This is a genomic window from Microbulbifer sp. ARAS458-1, assembly GCF_045348205.1.
Taxonomy (GTDB): domain Bacteria; phylum Pseudomonadota; class Gammaproteobacteria; order Pseudomonadales; family Cellvibrionaceae; genus Microbulbifer.
Genome location: NZ_CP155838.1, coordinates 1,993,362 through 2,016,697, shown reverse-complemented (window position 1 = coordinate 2,016,697; position 23,336 = coordinate 1,993,362). Strand labels below are relative to the sequence as shown.

The following is a 23,336-nucleotide window of genomic DNA, read 5'->3' as shown; positions in this document are numbered from 1 at the left end:
GCCCTCACCACAGATGGTGGGGGCCTTTTTCCCCGCGCCTGTCTAACACAGAAAAGTGGCGCACAAGCGAATCGATGCCGGCATAGCAGTACCCGAAATCAGATTTACTAGAGTGAGCACCATGAAAAAGCACCCACTTACTGTCGGCGTTATGGCCGGGCTTCTTTCTCTCGCGGCCACCCTGCCCCTGCAGGCCGCCAACGAGACCTCGAATTTCAGCACCCCCAGGCAGCAGATGCTGCAACAGGAAGACATCGAGTCCCAGATCGAGCATCTGCTGGCGCAAATGTCCATTCACGAAAAAATCGGTCAGCTGGCCCTGCGCGACTGGGGCACCTTTGGTGCTTCGGACATGAAGTCAATCAAGCAGGCGGTGCGCGAGGGGCGCGTAAGTGGATTCCTGAACGTGAACTTCAGCGCTGTGGACAAGAATGCGTTTGAAGAACTGCAACGCATTGCGGTGGAAGAAAGCCCCCTCGGTATTCCTCTGCTATTCGGCCAGGACGTGATCCACGGTTATGAAACCATCTTTCCCATCCCCCTTGGCCAGGCCGCCAGCTGGAATCCGGAACTGATCAAAAACGGCGCCCGCATCGCCGCTCAGGAGGCCAGCGCCGACGGTATCCGCTGGACCTTTGCCCCGATGATTGACATCAGCCGCGACCCGCGCTGGGGCCGGATTGCCGAAACCCTTGGGGAAGACCCGTTACTCACCTCCATTCTGGGTGTGGCCATGGTGGAAGGCTTCCAGACCAGTAACCTCGCCGACCCCACCAGCCTCGCAGCCTGTGGTAAACACTTCGCCGGCTACGGTGCGGCAGAGGGAGGTCGCGACTACAACAGCGCCTATATTCCCGAACGCCTGCTGCGCGATATCTACCTGCCACCGTTCAAGGCGGGTATCGATGCGGGCATGCAGAGCATCATGAGTACCTACAGTACCCTTAACGATGTACCCGGCACCGGCAGCCCCTTCCTGTTCAAACAGATCCTCCGCGACGAATGGGGTTTTGACGGTTTCGTGGTGAGCGACTGGAATGCGGTCATGGAAATGGTGCCCCATGGCTTCGCCCGCAACGCCAGGCACGCGGCCAATCTCGCCGCCAACGCCGGCATCGATATGGAAATGCACACAGATACCTATGAGAAATTCCTGCCGCAACTGATGGATGAAGGGAAGTTCTCGGAAGCACAGCTGGATACCGCCGTTGCCAATATCCTGCGGGTAAAACTGCGCCTGGACCTGTGGAACCACCCCTACCCCCGCGCGCAATCCGAGGCCGAGCGCGAACAGATCATCCGCAGCGCGCAGTTCCTGGACGCAGCCAAAGAGGCCGCCAAAGAGACCTTCGTACTTCTGAAGAATGACAAAAAAGTACTGCCGCTGAAGAAAGGGCAGACCGTTGCGGTCATCGGTCCACTGGCAGAAGCCCCCCATGAACAGCTGGGCACCTGGATTTACAACGGTGACAAGAAACACTCCCGCACCCTGCTACCCGCTTTGCGCGCGATGGTCGGGGACGAAGGAGAGATCCTCTATGCAGCGGGTCTCGATTACAGCCGTGACATGAGCACCCGCGGCTTCAAAGCGGCCGTCAAAGCGGCCCGGAAAGCCGACGTCATCCTGTACGTGGGTGGTGAGGAGTCCATTCTTTCCGGCGAAGGCCACAGCCGCGGCGATATCCGCCTGCCCGGTGCCCAGGCCGAACTGGTGGCGGCCCTGGCCGAGACGGGCAAGCCCCTGGCCATGGTATTGATGGCGGGCCGTCCACTGCAGTTGGATGACACCCTGGAACAGGCCGATGCAGTGATGATGGCCTGGCACCCGGGCACCATGGCCGGGCCGGCACTGGCCGATGTGCTCTATGGCGAAACCTCGCCCTCCGGCCGTCTGCCACTCACCTGGCCGGTGGGTGCAGGTCAGATTCCCATCTACTACAACCACCTGGCAACAGGGCGTCCGGCCACCGATGATAACTATACCCGCATCGAGAAGATTGAACGCGAGGTGTTCCAGCACCAGCCGGGTAACTCCTCCAACCTGCTGGACTACGGGCACAAGCCCCTGTTCCCGTTCGGCTACGGATTAACCTACAGTGAGTTTGAATATTCCGACCTGCAAGTGTCCAGCACCACTCTGGATGCCAATGGCCAGCTCAGTATTTCCGCCACCATCACCAACAGCGGCAGGACGACCGCCACCGAAACCGCTCAGCTGTACGTGCGCGATCTGGTGGGCAGCGTGTCGCGCCCGGTACGTGAACTGAAAGGGTTCGAGCGGGTCACCCTCGCCCCGGGGGAATCACGACGGGTCCAGTTCCATCTGACTGCCGAGGATCTGGCCTTTCACAACGCCCAGATGGAGCAAGTCATCGAGCCCGGCGAATTCCGCTTGTGGGTAGCGCCCGATGCCCAGTCGGGTCTGGAAAGTGGTTTCACCCTGCGCTGACGCTACCCCCCTAAACAGGCTACGTCTCACAGGTTGCTCCCTCCGTCCCACCGGTCGTCCCACCGATTGCCGGCGTGCTGCGTAAACTGGGACGGATGGGGATCTCCAGTGGCGTCCAACTTTAGGTATTTTCCTAAAGTAGGACGCTTTTACGCCACCCACACGTCACTATTAAGACTGCCCCATTGCGGGTGCATCGATTACAAGAACAACCACTTACTCACAGACTCGGGCGGATACCAGCTACCCGATCACCGAAAATAAAAAATGCAGGAAGTAACCTATGCAAGCGATTGAGAACTCCGTCGATGGTATTCAGGGCACCGCCCAGAGCCATCAAGACGCCCCTCCCCTCCCCTTTATCGTGCTGATCTGTGGTGTCGCCACAATCGGTGGTTTTCTGTTCGGTTTCGACAGTGGCGTAATCAACGGCACCGTCACCGGACTGCAGCAGGCATTCAACTCCAATACCGCGGGTACCGGTTTCAATGTGGCCTCCATGTTGCTGGGCTGTGCGGTGGGTGCCTTTTTTGCCGGGCGCCTGGCCGACCGCTGGGGGCGCAAAACCCTACTGCTGATTTCCGCCGTATTTTTTATTTTAAGCGCATGGGGTTCTGGTATCGCCACCAGTTCGCAGGAGTTCGTGATTTATCGAATCATTGGGGGGCTGGCCGTGGGTGCCGCCAGCGTTATGTCGCCGGCCTATATCAGTGAGATCGCCCCGGCGGCGATTCGTGGGCGCCTTATCACGATCAACCAGATCGCCATTATTTCCGGCCTGTTCGCGGCATTTATCAGCAATTATTGGCTGGCCAATACCGCCGGCTCAGCCGTGAACGAATGGTGGATGGGCTTTACCGCCTGGCGCTGGATGTTCTGGATCGAAATTGCCCCCGCGACCCTTTTCTTCCTGGCCCTGCTGCTGATTCCGGAAAGCCCGCGCTACTTGGTGCTATCGAAGCAGACGGCCCGTGCCCGCGAAGTCCTGAGCAAACTGTACGGCGAAGCCGCAGTGAGCGAAAAACTGGACAGCATTCACCAGTCCGTTGCTACTGATCACCGCCCGCGTATGTCAGACCTGCTGGAAAGTGCCGGTCAACGGGCCGGTAAGGTGCGCAAGATCGTGTGGGTGGGTATCGGCCTGGCGGTTTTCCAGCAATTGGTGGGGATCAACGTCGTCTTCTATTACGGCGCTGTACTTTGGCAGGCGGTCGGTTTCTCCGAGTCCGACGCGCTGCTGATCAACATCATCTCCGGGGGTGTGAGTATCGCGGCCTGCTTGATCACCATGACATTGATCGACAAGATCGGCCGCAAACCGCTGCTACTGATGGGCTCCATCGGCATGGCGGTCACTCTTGGGCTGGTGGCCTTTGCTTTCGCAAATTCTTCCCTGGTAGACGGCAAATTGCAGCTTTCCCAGAGCATGGGCCTGCTGGCACTGATCGCGGCCAATGCCTACGTGTTCTTCTTCAACGGTTCCTGGGGCCCGGCCATGTGGACCATGCTCGGTGAAATGTTCCCCAACCAGATCCGCGGTTCCGGCCTGGCGGTTTCCGGTCTGGCGCAGTGGGTGGCCAACTTTGCCATCACCATGACCTTCCCGATCATGCTGACCGGCATCGGCCTGGCAGGTGCCTACGGCATCTACACCCTGTTCGCCCTGCTTTCGGTGGCTTTCGTACTGTACATGGTGCACGAGACCAAGGGCTTGGAACTGGAACAGATGCGCGGCTAATCCGCATCCCAAAAAACCCGCTGCACGGGTATTCGGGCAGCGGGTCTCTGATTACGCAATCGACAGCTTTATCTCCCTCCATCCAACACTGGATGACACCTTGGCTGAATCGGCACGGAAGCCACCTTATCACTGCACGGATGCAGTTTTTTCCGGCAGGCTCTGCCCGCGGAGCGCGTTCTTGCGGTATTCCGTCGGTGTCATACCCACCAGTTTCTTGAAGAAAGCATTGAATGTGGCCTTAGTGTTGAAGCCACTGTCCAGCAGGATATCCATGACCGTGAGATCCGCGCAGTCCGGGTCACCCAGCTTGTTTTTAGCCTCTTCAATCCGATACTGATTAACGAACTCAAAGAAATTCCGCTCAAAATGGCGGTTGATGGTGCTGGATACGCTGCGTTTGGGCACGTCCAGCTTGCTGGCCAACTGCTCCAGGGTAAGCGAGGGTTCCAGGTAAGGCTTTTCTGACTCCATAAATCCGGCGATACGATCCGCCAACGCGGTGTCCACCACCGGCTTGACCTCTTCCGCTATCTCCCCCGCATCGTTGTCTGGAACAAGCGCCTCGCCCCCGTCCTGCTTGCGATCGATCCCCTCGAACATGGACGCATAGCTGAGGCTGAAGAAGATCATCGCGCTGATCAGGATAAATACCGTGTAATTGCTGGCCAGCCCCATGATCCGGAAATCCACCGGCACGTCGGTTTGTGCAGCCAGAGTCAGGGCAACATTGACCAGCACCGCCCAACCACGCAGCAGCACAAAGCCCCACACCAGAATCAGCAGCCATTTGAAATCGATGCGCTCCACATTGGAGTAGGTATCGCGCATCTGGCGCCGACAGTTGCGAATTTCGATTAGACAGAAGACCCCGAACAGCAGGCGCAATGACTCCCGGCCAAAGCCGATAATCAGGTTCACCAGGGTTTCCCCGTAGGGGGTATACCCCTCCAGCATGGCAATTTTGGTGGCGCTATCGAAGCGGAAATAGGTGAAATACTCGTACAGGGCGTAACCGAGAAATGGCAGCAGATACACCAGATCCGAACGGGCCGGACGGTAGTTCTTATAGATCAGCGAGCGGGTGTACCACAGCAGTACCGGCCCCTCCAGCCAGTAGGCGAAGCCGAACACATAAAACAGATTCGGCGAGGTATCGATCGCCCATTGGCGCACACCGGCCCCATAGCTGATCAGCGTATCCATCGGGATCATGGCCTGGGTGACCAGAAATGCGGCCAACAACAGGAAGCTGAATTTTTGCTCACTGCGTACCGCCGTTAGCAGCAATGCGAATAGCAGGCACTGGTAACTCGTCATCATCAGGACGATGTCGTGGACGTTAAACAGAAGGATATCCATCGGAGGGGCGCTTCTCTCGGTATTGTTATTGTCTGCTTTTTAAGGCAGAGGCGATTGTCCCATAAGCCCAGGAGGCAACCGCAGTATTTTGAGGGGAGACTACCAGAATGTTTAAATAACAGCCAGAATGGCGCCATAATCAACGTAAGACTTTATGCATACCCGGTATTTGGACGTTCAATTTTGTGCAAATGTCCTAAGTGAGACGACTCGCAGCGCGCTCAGCCGTCAGTATTCTCGGGAGACTGAGAAGTACTCAATCTGACGACCAAGAAATAATCACAAACATAAAAAAGGAGTGCCAGCGATGGTGCGATTCAAGCGAGATCAACTGGCTGTGGCTGTGACCGCAGTTCTGGCTGGGTTCATCAGCAACGGGGTTCTAGCCCAATCCGACGAAGAAGCTACAACGTCACAAGCCCTGGAGGAAGTGGTAGTCACCGTTGAACGCCGCGAGCAGACCTTGCAAAGCGTCGCCGGTGTCGCCCAGTCCTTCGATCAGGACAGCCTCGACCGACTCGGTGTAGGTACCAACTTCCAGAACCTGCAAAACGTGGTTCCCGGCCTCAATATTGCCGATCAGGAAGGCAACATGGAAATCTACATCCGCGGTGTAGGTTCCAGTAACAATACCGAGCTGGGCGATCCGGCCGCCGCCACTCACCTCAACGGCGTGTACATTCCGCGCCCCCGCGGTGTTGGCGCCATGTTCTACGATATTGCCCGGGTCGAAGTGAAGAAAGGCCCCCAGGGCACCCTGCGCGGACGCAACGCCACCGCCGGTACCCTCAACATTGTGGCCAACCGTCCGGACCTAGACGACACCAGTGCGGACCTTGAAGTCTCCGCTGGCAACTTCAACAACTTCGGCGCCCGCGGTTCCGTGAATCTGCCGGTCACCGATACCTTCGCCCTGCGCCTCGCCGGTTACACCGAGCAACACGACCCCTACTTCAGCAACGCCAGCGCCAACAGCGCACTGGATGCCGCCGGCAGTGAAGACGTCCAGTCCTTCCGTCTCTCGGCTCTGTGGGAAGTGGGCGAGGACACCACCCTGTACGTGGTGGCCGACCAGACTCAGGAAGGCGGCACCGGCTACCCCGGCGCCCAGATCAAGCAGGCGCTGCAGTCGGGCTACGATTTCGATGACCTGGACGACCCACGTGCGGTGCTCTATCGCGGCACCGAGGGGGACCTGGATTCCACCCACACCGGCATTATGGCCGTGCTGACCCACGCCTTTGACGGCTTCTCTGTCGAGCTGTCCAGCAGCTACCGGGACCTGGATTTCAAGCAGACCAACGCCTCTAACGACGGCGTTTACTACCCTGGTCACGATGACGTCAACCAGGAGAACTACAGCACCCAGTACTGGGACACCCAGTCCGAGTCTGTGGTCAACGAGCTGCGCTTCTTCTCCAACGGCGACGGCGCACTGTCCTGGACCGCGGGCATCTTCCAGTTCGACGAAGACCAGCAAGCGGGCCTGATGAGCCTCACCGATGTTGCCGGAATCGAAAACTGGTACAACGCCACTGAATGGGTCATGCCCGATGTGGATGGTTCCTCCCTCGCGGTGTACGCCGATGTCTCCTATGACTTCACGGAACAGCTGACCGGTTTTGCCGGTATTCGCCGCACCGAGGAAGAGAAATACCGCTACGGTACCGGTGGCAACTACGGCTTTGGTTTCTGGGCCGGAGAGAACCGCCCCGAATCCATCCGCTGGGGTAGCCCCGGTTTCGTCTATGACGGGCTCGCCCGCGACGAGTATGACCTGAGCAAGATCGATGCACTGAGCTATCTGCTGTCCGGCATCAAAAGCTTCGGCGTCGACGACAACTTCGATGAAATCGCCGTGTGCCTGCAGGACAGCGACAGCTGCGCCTTTGGTTCCGACATGGAAGGTGGCTACTATGGCCCGCAACAGCAGGAAGGCTCCTACGAGGAAGACTATGTCGACTTCCGAATCGGCGGTACCTACCAGCTGACCGAAGACAATATGCTGTTTGCCAGTGTTGCCTCCGGTCACAAGTCCGGCGGCTTCAACGACAGCCTGGTGGACCCCAATGGCGACCTGATCGCAGTCCCCTACGCACCGGAAAAACTGGTGATGTATGAAGTGGGCAGCAAGAACGAACTCACCCTGGGTAATGTGCCCACCCGACTGAATGCTTCCGCGTTCTTCTACGACTACACCGACCAGGTGTTCCAGATGATTGTGGCCACTGCAGACGATGAGGGCGCGAGCTCCCTGCAAAACCGCAATATCGCGGACTCCGAAATCACCGGTCTGGAACTGGAAAGCAAATTCCTGCTGCCGGCCGACCTGATGCTGGATATGACCGCCCTGTGGCTCAATGCGGAAATCAAGGAAGGCACCATGGCGGATACCCGCCAGGGCTGGGGTACCGACCTGCCGATCGTGGATATTTCCGGCAAGCGCTTGCCGCAGGCTTCGGAATTCACCATGACCATGGCTCTGTCTCAACAGCTGGATACCTCCGCCGGTACCTTCGACTGGTCTGTTTCCGCCATGTACCGCAGTGATTACTACCTGAGCATCTGGAACAACACCGACTACGATCTGGTAGACGGTGAAACCGTGATCGGTAGCGATCCAGATTACGCGGACCACGTAGATGGATACGTGAATGTAGATGCCGGTATTGGCTTCACCGATAACTCCGGTAAATACCGCGTTGAACTTTATGGGGCCAATTTGACCGACATAACCGTCTCTAATAAGGGAATCATTGATCACGGCAACAATATTAGATTCACCAACCTGCCGCGCACCTATGGCGCGCGCTTCAAGGTGAATTTCTAAGCGGTTGCTGTACTCCGGGCTCGCTTTTATTGCGCGGCGAGCCCGGTTCATGACTCCCTGCTCTCTCGACGTGTAAGAAACACACGTTTCACATGTAGTGATTGCGGGGGCCTTGATCACCCTTTCTCAAGGCCCCCGCCTTTTTTGAATTAGCGACGTTCCGCACCGGATCCGTTACGGAGTGCCCATGTCTTACCTGAAATCCCTGTCAGCAAGCATCATGCTGGCAACGGCCCTTACTGCCTGCAGCGAGCCTGAAAACAGCTCCGATAACGCCACCCATTCACCGCAGGCAACGGAAAATCAGCCGATACAAACCGAACAGTATTCCCTGGAAAACTGGCCCAAACTGGCGCCGGCTTTCCCCAAAGACGAACAACTCGAAGCCCGTATTGCCGACCTGCTGTCTCAGATGACACTGGAAGAAAAAGTCGGCCAGATGATGCAGGCAGAAATCAAATCCATCACGCCGGAAGAAGTCAAAAAATACCATATCGGCTCCATTCTCAACGGCGGTGGTACCTTCCCGAACAACGACAAATTCGCCACACCCGACGATTGGCGACAGCTGGCCGACGCCTACTTTGCCGCGTCCATGGACACCTCTGACGGCGGCGTTGCGATTCCGATCATCTGGGGCAGTGACGCGGTCCACGGCCATAACAATGTGATCGGTGCGACCCTGTTCCCGCACAACATTGGCTTGGGCGCCGCGCGGGATCCGGAACTAATCCGCCGCATTGGCGAAGCCACCGCCCGCGAAGTGGCGGTAACAGGCGTGGACTGGACCTTCGCCCCAACCATCGCCGTGGTGCGCGACGACCGCTGGGGCCGCACTTTTGAAAGCTACTCCGAAGATCCGGAAATTGTCGCCGCTTACGCCCGGGAGATGATCAAGGGCATCCAGGGCGATAAAACGTCTGAAGAGTTTCTCGATGGCCGCCACCTGGTTTCCGCGGCAAAACATTTTGTCGGTGACGGCGGTACAACCCGCGGCATCGACCGCGGTGACACACAAGTGAGTGAGAAAGAACTGGCCGAGATTCACGCGGCCGGCTACTTCACCGCCCTGGAATCCGGTGTGCAATCGGTGATGGCCTCTTTCAACAGCTGGAATGGCAAGCGCCTGCACGGACATAAATACCTGCTCACCGACGTACTCAAAGAGCGCCTCGGGTTTGACGGCTTTGTGGTGGGCGACTGGAACGGCCACCGCTTCGTGGATGGCTGCTCCATCGACAGTTGTGCCGCGGCGGTCAATGCCGGCCTGGATATGTTCATGATCACTTCCGAGTGGAAGGCCCTGTTGGAAAACACCCTCGCCCAGGTCAAGAGTGGGGAGATTCCCATGAGCCGCATCGACGATGCGGTCAGCCGTATCCTGCGGGTAAAAATCCGCGCGGGGCTGTTTGAGCGGGATCGTCCGCTGGCGGGTAAAAACGGTATTCTCGGCAGTCCGGAGCACCGTGCCATCGCCCGCGAGGCCGTGCGCAAGTCCCTGGTATTGCTCAAAAACAATGATCAACTGCTGCCGGTGGATGCGCGTCAGAAAATTCTGGTGGCCGGTGACGGTGCCGACAACATCTCCAAACAGAGCGGCGGCTGGACTATCTCCTGGCAGGGAACCGGCAACACCGCCGAAGACTTCCCCGGTGCCACCTCCATTTATACCGGTATCAAACAGGCGGTGGACGCCGCCGGTGGCCAGGTTGTCTTGAGAGAAGATGGCGCGCTGGCACCAGAAGACTTTGCCGGCGAGAAGCCCGACGTGGCCATCGTGGTATTTGGCGAAGATCCCTACGCCGAGTGGCACGGGGACCTGGCCAGCATCGAATTCCAGCTGGGCAGTAAACAGGATCAGGAATTGCTGCAGAAAATCAAAGCGCAAAATATTCCGGTCGTCAGTGTTTTCCTGTCCGGCCGTCCCCTGTGGGTCAACAAAGAGCTGAACCTGTCGGATGCCTTCGTGGCGGCCTGGCTGCCGGGCTCGGAAGGCGCCGGGGTTGCCGATGTGCTGCTGACCGATGCCGAGGGCAACAAGCGCTACGACTTCACCGGCCGCCTCTCATTCAGCTGGCCGGAGCTGGTACACCAGACCGTTATCAACCGTGACGACGAAGAATATGCGCCACTGTTCAGCTATGGCTACGGTCTCGACTACGCCAGCGATGTGCAACTGGCCAACAATCTCAACGAAGATGGTGAGTCCTACGTAGATGGTGCACTGGAAGACGCCTGGCTGATGGTCTCGCGCCCACAGGCACCGTGGAAACTGTTTATTGCCGACGGCGAACAGGATCCGGTCTGGGTCAGCGGCAACCTCGCCAGCAGCGCCGATGACAATATCACCGTGGCCTCCATCGATATGCTGTCTCAGGAAGATGCCCGTGCCCTCACCTGGAAAGGACTGCGCGCCGGTAGCGTGGTACTGGAAACCCAGAAGCCCCAGGACCTCAGCCGTTACCTGAATGAAGGTGCCGCACTCACCATGGACATCCGCATCGATGAAGCGCCGGTAGCGCCGGTATTCGCGCAAATTTCCTGCGCCGGTGAAGCATGCAATGGTGCTCTGCCCCTGCAAAGTACACTTCAGGCGCTGCCGCAAGGGGACTGGTCCCAGGTCACCATCGACCTGCAATGCTTTGCCAAGGCCGGGGCGGATTTCTCGAAAGTTTCCCAGGGCCTGTCTCTGCACAGTGAGGGCAAACTGGCCATGGCTGTGGCCAACATCAAGTTTGTCCCCGGCGCGGCAGAACAGGCACAGATTCGCTGCGGGAGCTGAGCGCCATGCTGCAAAAACGCATCGGAAATCTGCCATTCATCGTGGGACTCGCTGCCGCGCTGACAGCCGCAAGCGCCGGCGCGGAGCCCTCCGGTATCCAGCTCAGCAAGGACAAGCTCTCACTGGTACTGGATCCCGCCTACGGCGGCAGGATCACGGAACTTCGGTACGGAGAAAAAGATCTGTTGTCGCTGGCCAGGCCCAGCGGCAACAACTTCGGCTCCACCTTCTGGCTCAGCCCGCAATCCCTGTGGCAGTGGCCACCGGTGCCCGAGCACGATCACCAACCCTATTCCGTCATTACCCAGGGGGATGATTCCGCGAGCCTCGCCAGTGCTCCCGGTGCCGGAGCCAAGGTGTATAAAACCGTATCGGTGGAAAGCGACCAGCATATCGCCGTGCATTACCGGATCGATGCCGAACAGGATTTTCCGGAAGTCGCAGCCTGGGAGATTACCCGCGTTCCCAACCGCGGGCTGGCATTTGCCCCGGTCAACGCCGACACGGTCAAAACCGTGCGTGGAGAAGTGGCCTACACCCTGGACAAAGACACCCTCTGGCTTCCTCTCAACGAAGATGCGCCATTGGTCGAAGGTAAGGTCATCGCCAATGGCAGTGAGGGCTGGCTGGCCTACGTGGTAGATCAACTGCTCTATCTCAAAGTCTACCCTCCTGTGGCCGCCGCAGAGATGGCCACGGGAGAAGGGGATATCGAACTCTATCTGAGCGGTGAATCTCCCTATCTGGAACTGGAGGTGCAGAGTGCAGCACACCAGCTCCGACAGGAAGAAGCCTTGTCCTGGACAGTGAACTGGCTGGTGGTGCCGGTACCGGAAGCGCTCGCGGTACACACCGGTTCACCCGCGCTGCTGGACTTTGTTCGCAATCAGGTCAGAGAGTTCTCCCACAACTGAACGCACCCATGGCGGCCCCAGAAGGGCTGTATCGATTTACTCTCCTCGTCATCTCGACATCCTGAGTAGCTTCTGCCGCGGACATCCGCGGCTTTTTTCTACGCATAAAGTGTGTTGTTGAAACGGCCTCCGAACGCCGCGCTGAAATTCGCCCCGCCTCAAAAACAATCCCTCACAGACCAGACCCGCGAACCAGTCAGTCACAAATAGTCAAGTACTTTGTACCCCGCAAACTGTGCGAAATTGTGACGAAGTGCTAAATTTGGCGACCAATTGCCTTCGGCAACGGACCAAACAATAAGAGGTACCCCGCAATGGTTCAGTTAGTCGTCGATTCCGGCTGTGATTTACCGGACGAATTCCTGCGCAAATACGGTGTTCCCGTCTTGCCACACCGTGTCAGCGTGGGAAAAGACGCGTTTGGCGATCAGCGCAACCCTGCGCAAATGAGCCATTTCTATTCCCGCTCGCTGGTCGACCGCTCCCGAGTCGTCAATTCCGGTCCCACCGGCGAACCGGAAATCGAAGAGGTGATCAGTAAACTGATCCGCCAGGGCCACACGGACATCGTCATCCAGACCATCAACGCTGCCAACAGCCCCACATACGCCAACGCGGTCGCAGTCGCGAAAAGACTGAGCGGCGATGCTGTTGAGATTCATACCGTCGATTCACATACCCTGTTTTCCGGGCAGGGTTTGCTGGCCCTTTACACCCTGTCGCTTATCCAGAAAGGTCTCACTGGTGTCCAGGTAAAATCCCGCACCGAGGAATTCGGCCGCAAGATTGCCGGCTACGCCGCAATCCAGGATGTGTACTACCTCCGTGAACGCGGTCGGCAGAAAAACGAAAAAAGCGTAAGCTGGTTGAAGGCCTTTATGGCGCGCTCACTGGATCTGCACCCGATCATTTCAATGACCTACCAGGGCTCCGCCGTAGCCGATACGGTGAAAACTTTCGATGGCAGTACCCACCGTCTGTTTCAGATCGCCGAAGAAAAGATGGCCGCCAACGCACTGTTGATGCCCGCTGTGGTGGTCAGTATCGCGGGGCCACTGGAACAGTTGGATAATATACCGGGTTTCAAGTCCTTCCTCGAAACCGCAGCAAAACACAGAGTAAAGGTTTATCGCTCGGTGATGAGCCTGTCCGGGGGAATCAACCTGGGGCCTGGCACCGTAGCATTGGCCATTGCCGCCAAGTAAACCGCCGCCCAACGCTTTCTACTGATTTCCTGCCGCTGCGTGGCGTCTATTGCTCGGTAATCGCTGTCGATAACGCCACTCAGTCATCAATTTCCATTCCGTAGTGGTCCATCGCGACACACGAAAACAATTATTGCCCGCTACATCTAGACTGAGAAAAGCTGTTTTACAACTGACCGAGATTGGTGACTAAGATGTACCGCGGTTTCGCCCCATCGCTCGTATTCATTGCGGCCACACTTACATCGCTCGTCAGCAGCGATACCCGCGGCGACGCCGACCTCGCCAAAAAGCTCAGTAACCCGGTTTCCGACCTGATCAGCGTCCCGTTCCAGAACAACTGGGACAACCGCGTCGGCCCGGTGGATGGCGGACGGAAATACACCTTGAATATCCAGCCAGTGATTCCGGTTTCCATCAATGAGGAATGGAACCTGATCAGTCGCACCATCCTTCCAGTGATGAACCAGGAAGATATTTTCCCCGGGAGCGGCGATCAGACCGGCCTCGGCGATACCACCCAAAGCCTGTTTTTCTCGCCAAAGGAGCCCACTGCCGGGGGAGTTACCTGGGGGCTGGGCCCGGTCTTTCTATTGCCCACAGGTACTGAGCCGCTACTGGGTACCGAAAAATGGGGCGCGGGCCCAACCGGTGTCGTCCTCAAGCAGACCGGCCCCTGGACCATTGGAACACTCGCCAATCACATCTGGTCTTTTGCCGGGAACGACAACCGCACCGATGTGAACAACACCTTTGTGCAACCGTTTCTTGCATACAACACCCCTACCTCCTGGACTTTTACATTGCAGACCGAATCCACTTACAACTGGGAAACCGAGCAATGGAATGTACCCGTACATTTTCTGGTGGCCAAAGTATTCAAGGTAGGGAAGCAGACCTATCAGATACAGGCTGGGCCGCGCTACTACGCGGAAAGCCCAACAGGGGGCAGCCACGACTGGGGGTTTCGACTGAACTGGGTGATGCTCTTTCCCAAGTAAACTGAATGAATGTCACGAATCGTCTGACGAAGCGGATTCCCGTTATCGTTTCGTCGCTTCCAAGTCCAGAGGGAACTGGTTATGCAGCACAAATGTGCGTTGATCGCAGCACTCTGCAAGCGATCATTACCACTCATGATCGCATTGACCGCTGTGCCGCCGGCGCACGCAGGCGGGCTTCTTCTATGGGAAATAGGCACCCCTACTCTGGGTACCGCAAGTGCCGGCTGGGCAGCGATGCCAGAAGACGCCGCCACGGCATTCACCAATCCGGCCGGTACTGTTTGGCGCGACACCACAGAAGTGCGCGTGGCGGGCCAGGCGCTCTACGGTGATGTCGGCTTCACCAATGGCGGAGAAACCAATGTGCCCGGCAACGACGGCGGCAACCCGGTGAAATGGTTTCCCGGTGGTGGCGCCCACGCAGCAGGTGTCTTCTCCGACCGTTTAGGCTGGGGCCTGGCCATGACAGGAAACTTCGGGCTAGGGCTGGATTACAACGACGACTGGGCCGGCCGACGTTTTGTTCAGGAATCCGACCTGATTGGAATGAGCCTGATCCCCTCGCTCAGCTGGAAAATTAACGACTGCCTTTCCATTGGCGCAGGCGTTAACATCATGGGCGCGTTTTTTGAATATGTTTCTGCGCCGCGAGCCGGGATTCTTCCCGACGATGCCCACCTCAAATACGAAGATATCGACGTAGGGTATGGCGGAAACATTGGAATTATCTACCGTCCGGTAGAATCTACAACCTTTGGTATCACCTATACCTCGAAAGTGGATCTTACCTTCAAAGACAACCTCCGCTTGAGTGGATTCGGCCCCATCCTTGAACCGGCAGTAGAAAGACTCAATGGCGCTCGTACAACAATCGATATGACAGTACCGGCAACGGTAACCGCGAGCCTGCAGCAAAAACTTAGCCCGGCCACAACGCTGTACGCCAACCTGGGCTGGCAGGACTGGTCCGAGTTTGCCGGAATGGAACTGGCACTGGACAACCCGAATCAGTTGTCGGTATTTGTCGACCAGGGATACAAGGATACCGGTCATTTCGCCCTGGGAGTGAGACATACTGTTTCCCAAGGATTCCTGCAGGGGTGGAACCTGTCCACCGGTTTCGCTTATGACAACTCCATGCAGAACGACTCCAACCTCACCGCCAATCTGGTCACAGGCAAAGCCTATCGGTTTGGCCTGGGGGCCGGGAAAATGCTGTGCCCCGGCGTAACCATGGACATCGGTTACACCATGCTCTGGTCCGGTGATATCGATATTGATCAGACTGGCCGCCCGCCGTTCAGCCCCAGGCTCGAGGGAAGTTACAAAGATACCTCACTGCAGTTTCTTGGCGGGTCCGTGCAATTCGAATTCTGAATAGCGCGTGGAAACGGAAGGAAACATTCAGAGTAACAAGGAAGTAAACATGAAATTTCCGAGATTAAAACCGCCATTTACCCTGCTTATAAGCGTCTGCGTAACTGCACTTGCAGTTCCCTCCGCGATGGCACAAAACGCCGCAACGGAAACCACCCAAAAATCCAACGCGGCAGTACAGTCACAGCTTCCATTCAACAACAAACAGGATTTCAAAGACGTTAAAAAAGGATTTATCGCTCCACTACCAGACAACGGAGTCATCAAAGATGACAAAGGACAGACAGTTTGGGACCTAAGCGCCTACGCATTTGCTCAGGGGAAAGAGGCACCTGATACGGTGAACCCGAGCCTGTGGCGGCAGTTGCAATTGCTCTCAGAAGGTGGACTCTACGAAGTAACACCGAGAATTTATCAGGTTAGGAGTGCGGACCTCTCAAATATCACGTTTATCGAGGGTGACAATGGGATTATCGTTATGGATCCATTGATCTCCGCAGAGACGGCAAAAGCCTCCCTCGACCTGTATCGAGAGCATCGCGGCAACAAGCCTGTGGTTGCTGTGATTTACACCCATAGCCATGTTGACCACTATGGCGGTGTACGCGGCATTGTCGATGAGGCGGATGTAACATCCGGCAAGGTTAAAATCATTGCGCCTGCGGGTTTCCTCGAAGAGGCTGTCAGTGAAAATGTCTTTGCCGGCAATACCATGGGACGCCGAGCGTCTTACATGTACGGCAATCTCTTGCCGAAAGACCCAAAAGGGACACTGGGAACTGGCCTGGGGTTGGGTACTTCTCCGGGCACCGTTACCATCATTCCGCCGACGGATACCGTCACCAAAACAGGACAGCAGATCAAGGTAGACGGGCTTACTTTCGAGTTCCTGATGGCCCCGGGAACCGAAGCCCCGGCGGAAATGCATTTTTATATTCCCGAACTGAAAGCAGTGACAGCGGCGGAGAACGCCACACATACTCTACACAACCTGTACACTCTCCGGGGCGCCAAGGTTCGAAACGCAAAAGCATGGGCCAACTACCTGAATGAATCGTTACAACGCTGGGGAGACAAGGCCGAAGTACTATTCGCGCCACACCACTGGCCGACCTGGGGCAACGAGCATGTGGTTGATCACCTAAAGAAACAGCGTGATCTGTACAAATATCTGAATGACCAGACCCTGCGGATGGCAAACCAGGGCTTCAACATGGTCGAGACCGCAGAGATGATGGAGCTCCCCCCGGAGTTATCCCAATACTGGGCAAACCGCGGCTACTACGGTAGCGTCAGCCACGATACCCGTGCCGTATGGAACTACTACCTGGGGTTTTTCGACGGTAATCCGGCCCGTTTGTACCCGCTCCCTCCCACAGAAGCCGGTAAAAAATTCGTGGAATATATGGGCGGTGCAGACAGCGTTCTGCAAAAAGCCCAAAAGGATTATGATGCTGGCAACTACCGCTGGGTAGCGCAGGTACTGGATAATCTGGTTTCCGCACAGCCGGAGAATCAGAAGGCAAAAAATCTGCTCGCCGACGCGTTGGAGCAGATGGGATACCAGCAGGAGAATGGACCATGGAGAAACTTTTTCCTCAGTGGTGCAAAAGAACTCCGCGAAGGCGTTAAGAAATTGCCAGTACCGGTTACTGCGAGTCCGGATACCATTGCCAATATGCCCATAGAAATGTTTTTCGACTTTCTTGGTATTCGTTTAAATGGGCCAAAAGCCGCTGGTAAGAAAATGGCGTTCAATATTTCACTCCCCGATATCAAGGGCAACTACGCACTGATGCTGGAAAATGGAGTTTTGAACTACGGGCCTCCCGTCGACAAGCCCGATGCCACAGTGACCATCAACCGCAGCTCTCTGGATGATGTAATCATGGGCACTGCAAAAATTGACGATAAAGTCAAAGACGGCTCTGCCAAGCTCGGTGGAGATGGGGCCAAGTTCAAGGAATTCCTGGGTATGCTCGATACGTTTGAATTCTGGTGGAACATATCCACCCCCAATCCACGCCCCAAAAGCTGAGGGCTGGCGAATCACCGATTTTTCTGCGAATCGGGCCCGCAGGTGTGTTACCGGCGGGCCCTTTTTAACCACCTAGATTTGTGATTCTATCGGTAGTCGCGACAGCAGGCGGGCCAGCAACCGTTGCCACCACCGGGTCTCCGGCTCGTGCGTTACCGTCAGATTCTCGCTCTCTGCGGTCCAGCGAATATCCCCCCCCTCATCCAGAGATAATTGCCAAGCTGCATCCGGCCCGGTCCAGGTATCAAATAACTCGTTCAACTGTCGATTGATTTGCCGGTTTTCAATCAGCACGCCAATTTCCGTATTCTGGATAATCGAGCGGCTGTCGAGATTGATCGAGCCGACGAACGAGCGGTCATCATCCAATACGAAGGTTTTGGCATGCAGACTTGCGCGGGACTTGCCTTTGAACCAGTGCAACCGCTGCTTCTGTTCTGCTACCGGGCGTAATTCCCACAGGTTAACACCGGCGCGCAACAGGGGTTTGCGGTAGCGAGAATAGGCGCCGTGCACCACCGCTACATCATTGGTGGCAAGGGCATTGGTCAGAATATCCACCTGTACCTTGGCATTCTGCAGGGCGGAAAATAAATCCACACCGGGTATACCGGGAATCAGATACGCATTGGTGATACGCACTTTCTGCTGACACTGTCTGAGCGTTTTTTCCAGTTTCGAGCCGGGATACTCACTCACCGGGACGCTCGCCCGGTCAATGGCCTTTCGCGGAGGATCGGCAAACAGTGTTCCCTTCCCCCAGAGAAACTCAATGGCACCGGTTTTAAGTTTTTCAGCCAGATCGGATTTTTCCAGCGCGCGGCTGAATTCCGATTCCCGCTCACCCGCGAGATAGTCGCTTACGCGGTCCCTTAACCCATCCAGCGAACAGGTCTGATCATTGGCTAGTGCCAGCTCCGTTACCGGAATCGCGACTTCACTGTTCCAGTAGTCATCAAAAATATCTGAGGCCTCTTTCACCACAGCGCCTACTGCAACGATATCTACATCGAGAAATTCGGTTTCCGCTTTAGAAAAATAGCCATCGGCAATATTACGCCCACCGGTAATGGCAACCTGCCCATCACACACCAACAGCTTGTTGTGCATACGGTGGTTTATGCGCCCAAAATTCAAAAGCTGCTCAAGTCCACGGCGAAAACCACTGCGGCCTTCTACCGGGTTGAACACCCGGATCTGCATATTGGGGTGGCTCTCCAGCGCAAGAATCCAGGGATTGGTGACCCGTGTTCCAAGGTCGTCAACCAACAGTCGAACGCGCACGCCACGGTCAGCGGCCTGCAGCAATAAACCGGTAAGGATTCGCCCCGAGCTATCGTCACTGTATATGTAATATTTCAGATCCAGGGAAACACCGGCTTCTTTGACCAGTGCCGCGCGTGCGACAAATGCCGACAAACCATCGTGTACCAGGTGAAAGCCGGATTGATCCTTGTCGTGAGACGCGATTTCTTCACGCAGGCCACGAGCGAGCTCTGTGCCTCGTGCCGGGTCCAGGGCCGACGAATCCGGCCCGGCGTCATATTTGGTCGTTGAGGAGTCACTCATAGGCGATGACACGGCAGAGTCCGGGGTTCCCGACTAGTCTAGCCGGTTCAAAGCGCCCTCACACCGGGTTCGTAGCAGTGGCCTCCAGTTTCCGGTCCCCGGCACGCAGTGGTGGATAGAAATTGAGAAATTCATCTTCCAGCTCCCCCTTTAGTAATATCTTTCTGTCGCGCTCATAGTCATTGAGCAAACGCCACGGGTAACGGGTGCCCTGACGCGGCAATATTTCATCGGCACGTTCCACATATCCTGACTGCAGTGCAGCCATTACCGATTCTTCCGCCTTACAGCCCTCGCGGTCGATGGGGATGAATACACCCAGTTTACGTTCCTGCAGATGATTTAACAGGCGACAGATATAGCCTGCGGAGATATCGGACTTCAGTGTCCAGGCGGCGTTGGTGTAGCCGAATACCCAGGCCATATTCGGTACGCCTTCCATCAACACCCCTTTGTACGTCAGGCGATTGCGCATATCCACATGTTCGCCATCTACGGTCAACGCCATGCCGCCAAGCAACTGAAGTCTGAGGCCGGTAGCACTCACCACAATATCCGCATCCAGTACCTTGCCAGATTTCAGCTGGATACCACTCGTGGTGAAAGTGTCGACTGTGTCGGTCACAACCGTTGCCCGGCCAGCCTTGATCGCTTCAAACAGGTCGCCATCCGGTACCGCGCATAGCCGCTGGTCCCAGGGTTGATATTCGGGAGTGAAGTGGCGCATATCTGCGTGCCCATTGAGCGCTTTGCGCACCCCTCGCAATATCAGGCGCCGGACGGTTTCAGGCCAGCGTTTTGCCGCTTTGAACATCAGGCGGTGCAAGCGCAGATTCCGCCAGCGGGCGAAAGCAAAAACCGCTCTTTCGGGAAAAAACCTCTTCAACAGGCTCAGCAGTCGATCGCGGCCTGGCATGGACAAAATATAGGTGGGGGAGCGCTGTAGCATGATCACATGCGCGGCCTTTTTCGCCAGCGCAGGTACCAGGGTCACGGCGGTAGCGCCACTACCGATTACCAGTACTTTTTTGCCGGCGTACTCCAGATCTTCTGGCCAATGCTGGGGATGAATCACCTCTCCCTGATAACGATCCACTCCGCTAAACTCCGGCGCGTGGCCCTGCGCATAATCGTAGTAACCGGCGCAGGAAATCAGAACCCGACAATTGTAGGTCACCGGTTTCCCGTGGCAGATGCCGCTCAGGGTCCAGCATTGCTCGCTGCTGCACCAGCTGGCGGAAGTCAGATTGATCCCATAGTGGATATGATCGTTCACCTGAAAGGCCTGCGCGGTTTCCCCCAGGTACTGGCGAATAGATGAGCCATCCGCAAGTACCTGGTCACCGTTCCATGGGCGGAAGCTGAAGCCGAAGGTGAACATGTCGGAGTCCGAGCGGATTCCCGGGTAGCGAAACAGATCCCAGGTGCCGCCGAGGCGGTCGCGACGTTCAAGAATGGCGAACTTGCGATCAGGGCAATGCTGCTTGAGGTGACATGCAGTTCCAATACCGGACAGGCCGGCGCCCACAATGAGGGTATCGTAATACTGTGCTCGCATGGTCGGTCGCTTTTATTAAAATTCGTGCAGCCAGTGTACCGAGATTTAGCCGGGGGAGGACAAGGCTTTTCTCAGTAGTGAATTTACTGTATCAGGGACTGATATTGCTCAGATATTTCCGTATTTCCGGCCTCCCGGTGCAGAGATACCAAGGCGGACAATATTTCCCGGTCACCCGGATAGCGCTGCAGTGCCTGCTCCAGATAAGTGATGGCCCCCGCGCTATCACCATTGGAATTGAGCGCGATTCCGTAGACATACGCATAGCGCGGCGGCGCACCGTCGCTATCGGCGGCAGCCTGCAAAAGAGGCATCGCTTCTGGCAATTTCTGCTGACGTACCAGAGACAGCCCCAGGGCATGCTGCAAGGGCGCTTTCTCGTAGGCGTTTACCAGCGCCTCCCGCAAGACCACCTCACTATCATGCTCGCGATTGGATGAGCGGTAGAGGTCCGCCAGATTGATAACCGCTGGAACATAATGAGGTGCCAGCAACCGCGCCTGCTTCAACAGAGACTCCGCTTCTGCGGTTTTACCTTCCCTCAATCGCACACCTGCCAGGTTGACCAGGGCTTCCGGACGATCTCCATTGAACCGGGCGGTATCTTCATATTCCTGCAACCCTTTCTGAAAACGCTCTGCCACTTCCGCCGGGTAGGCATCCATGGGTGCTCCCACCATCGTATTGGCGGCCAGCGCGCGAATCACACGGTCGTCTTCGTACAATAACGGGATGGCCAGTGCCGGTCTCACCTGCTGCGGAATATTATCGAGGCTTTGCGCGAGGCCAAGATGCAGGAGTGCGTCGTCCCCCTGAGCGATGACTTGCAACATTTGCGCAGAGGCTCGGGATAGATAGCGTGGCAACAGTGACACTGCCGTAGCGCGCACGATATCAGGCTGTGATTCGTCCAGAGCCAGTGCCTGCAGCGGCTGATCGACACCGGGGTATCCCTGCCGGGCCGCAAACAGAATTTCACCAAAATGAGGCTCAGGTTCACCAAATTTTTTCCGCAGAGCTTCCGCTGCCCACTGATTGGATTTTTCAGTGTGACAGCCGATACAGGCATTGGGCGAACCAATCTTGTCCGACAGGTCCGGCCGTGGTACGCGAAAACTGTGATCACGGCGGGCATCCACCTGCATATAAGTTTTGGTGGGCATATGGCAGTTGACACACTGCGCTCCCGCACTGCCCTCAGAATGCAGATGATGATCTACAGTATCGAATTTTGAGGGCAAGTGGCACTGCGCGCAGAGACCATTACCTTGTATACGGGTTTCCAGGCTGTGAGGGTTATGGCAATTGCTACAGGTGACGCCGGCTCCGTGCATTTTGCTCTGCAGGAAGGACCCCCACACATAGACTTCGTCATTGATCTGGCCATCGGCGTGGTACAGGTTTTCATCCAGCAGCGCCGGGTGGAAATAATCCAGGAAGTTATCATGGGGGCGAACTCCCGGATACTGGGTACCGCGACGGGAGTGACACTGGGCGCAGGTGGAAATCTCCTGCTGGGTGTTCACTGCCTTGTTTTCGATGTGGGCGATTCCGGTCTCGGCATCCATTTTCCAGTGCGCCCGCAACCGTCCGCCATAGCTCACGGCAAAACCACTGTTTTTCCAGCCGGATTTCTCTTCTTCTGGCAATCCCGCCCACTGTACATGTTTTGCTCCCGGCCCGTGGCAGGCTTCACAGCCTACATTGATCTCAGACCACTGAGTGGAAAAGCTCTGGGATTTCGCATCATAATTCTTGTGCAGGTTGGTAGAGTGACAGTCTGCACACTGGAAGTTCCAGTTCTGGTTGATACCGGTCCAGTGAAGTGGGTCGCCCGCCTTGATTTCTTCATCCGGGTACAGGTGAAACCAGCGCTGGCCGCCTTGTTGTTTGGGGCGCGAATCCCAGGACAGGCTTAGCGCCTGCAACCGCCCCCCAGGAAACTCGATCAGGTATTGCTGCAGTGGATATACTCCAAAGGTGTACGCCACAGGGAAGTCCTGTAGTTCACCCTCCGCGTTATCGGTGCGCACATAGTACTGGCCATCCCGTTTAAAAAAACGGGACTCCGTGCCGAAATAATCGAAAGTTGCGTTATCGAAATTCCCCACAACGGTCTCACCGTTGGGGGTCTTCATGGCGAGATCGTGGTGGGATTTCTGCCAATCCTGATATTCCGCCTGGTGGCAGCCGGAACAGACCTCGACACCCACATAATCTGGGTGGCCGTCAGGGCCCGGGGACTTAGCGGCTAACCCGCGAGCCTTCTGAGTAGTGACGTCCGCACCAGTGCCGGAGCCGCGGCCCGGTTGCTGAAGAGATGCTACCGCAACACCGGGCTCTACACCGCTCTCCACGCCTTTCGTCTCGCCATTTTTGCTACACGCACTCACAGTGCTCACCAGCAGGACAGCAAACAGAAGGCAGGACAGGCGACGCATCGAAACTCCGGATTATGTTTGTGATTGGCACCGAGTATAGCTTTTCGCACACTTTTGCTCAGCCTCGAA

Annotated in this window: 13 protein-coding genes; 9 read left to right on the top strand and 4 right to left on the bottom strand. The window is 56.6% G+C overall.

The genetic code is table 11. The features are described 5' to 3' along the window. Positions 1-121 precede the first annotated feature (121 nt). Both bglX and AAFH99_RS08290 read left to right on the top strand, forming a co-directional pair. Complete coding sequence (gene bglX, locus AAFH99_RS08295; RefSeq protein ID WP_406827467.1) at positions 122-2,449, top strand: beta-glucosidase BglX; 2,328 nt, start codon at positions 122-124, stop codon at positions 2,447-2,449. A gap of 283 nt (positions 2,450-2,732) precedes the next feature. Then, positions 2,733-4,187: a sugar porter family MFS transporter gene (locus AAFH99_RS08290; RefSeq protein ID WP_406827466.1), complete on the top strand. Its 1,455-nt coding sequence runs from the start codon at positions 2,733-2,735 to the stop codon at positions 4,185-4,187. Between the two features lie 129 nt (positions 4,188-4,316). Here AAFH99_RS08290 and AAFH99_RS08285 read toward each other — a convergent pair whose 3' ends face one another. Then, positions 4,317-5,549 (bottom strand): AraC family transcriptional regulator, encoded by a 1,233-nt coding sequence (locus AAFH99_RS08285; RefSeq protein ID WP_051686987.1) that lies wholly within the window; start codon positions 5,547-5,549, stop codon positions 4,317-4,319. A 307-nt stretch (positions 5,550-5,856) separates the two neighbouring features. Here AAFH99_RS08285 and AAFH99_RS08280 point away from each other — a divergent pair, with 307 nt between their 5' ends. The 7 genes from AAFH99_RS08280 (at position 5,857) to AAFH99_RS08250 (ending at position 17,699) form a co-directional block, all read left to right on the top strand. Further along, positions 5,857-8,379 (top strand): TonB-dependent receptor, encoded by a 2,523-nt coding sequence (locus AAFH99_RS08280; RefSeq protein ID WP_043317084.1) that lies wholly within the window; start codon positions 5,857-5,859, stop codon positions 8,377-8,379. Positions 8,380-8,566: 187 nt separating this feature from the next. Next, entirely contained in the window at positions 8,567-11,161 is a 2,595-nt protein-coding gene (locus AAFH99_RS08275; RefSeq protein WP_406829156.1) for a glycoside hydrolase family 3 protein, read from the top strand. A 5-nt stretch (positions 11,162-11,166) separates the two neighbouring features. Further along, positions 11,167-12,075, top strand: a complete 909-nt coding sequence (locus AAFH99_RS08270; protein WP_406829155.1) for a DUF4380 domain-containing protein — start codon at positions 11,167-11,169, stop codon at positions 12,073-12,075. 314 nt (positions 12,076-12,389) lie between these two features. Next, entirely contained in the window at positions 12,390-13,280 is an 891-nt protein-coding gene (locus tag AAFH99_RS08265; RefSeq protein WP_406829154.1) for a DegV family protein, read from the top strand. 194 nt (positions 13,281-13,474) lie between these two features. Next, on the top strand, positions 13,475-14,281 hold the full coding sequence (locus AAFH99_RS08260; protein WP_255875853.1) for a transporter: 807 nt from the start codon (positions 13,475-13,477) through the stop codon (positions 14,279-14,281). 81 nt (positions 14,282-14,362) lie between these two features. Beyond that, positions 14,363-15,661: an OmpP1/FadL family transporter gene (locus tag AAFH99_RS08255; protein ID WP_406829153.1), complete on the top strand. Its 1,299-nt coding sequence runs from the start codon at positions 14,363-14,365 to the stop codon at positions 15,659-15,661. 49 nt (positions 15,662-15,710) lie between these two features. After that, the gene (locus AAFH99_RS08250; protein ID WP_043317096.1) at positions 15,711-17,699 is read left to right on the top strand and encodes an alkyl/aryl-sulfatase; all 1,989 of its coding nucleotides are present in this window, start codon (positions 15,711-15,713) and stop codon (positions 17,697-17,699) included. A gap of 72 nt (positions 17,700-17,771) precedes the next feature. On the opposite strand, the gene AAFH99_RS08245 is transcribed toward AAFH99_RS08250, so the two are convergent. The 3 genes from AAFH99_RS08245 to AAFH99_RS08235 form a co-directional block, all read right to left on the bottom strand. Beyond that, the gene (locus AAFH99_RS08245) at positions 17,772-19,268 is read right to left on the bottom strand and encodes a phospholipase D family protein (protein ID WP_043317098.1); all 1,497 of its coding nucleotides are present in this window, start codon (positions 19,266-19,268) and stop codon (positions 17,772-17,774) included. Positions 19,269-19,326: 58 nt separating this feature from the next. Beyond that, entirely contained in the window at positions 19,327-20,826 is a 1,500-nt protein-coding gene (locus tag AAFH99_RS08240; RefSeq protein WP_406829152.1) for a flavin-containing monooxygenase, read from the bottom strand. Between the two features lie 83 nt (positions 20,827-20,909). Continuing rightward, the gene (locus tag AAFH99_RS08235; protein WP_406829151.1) at positions 20,910-23,267 is read right to left on the bottom strand and encodes a multiheme c-type cytochrome; all 2,358 of its coding nucleotides are present in this window, start codon (positions 23,265-23,267) and stop codon (positions 20,910-20,912) included. Positions 23,268-23,336: the final 69 nt, after the last annotated feature.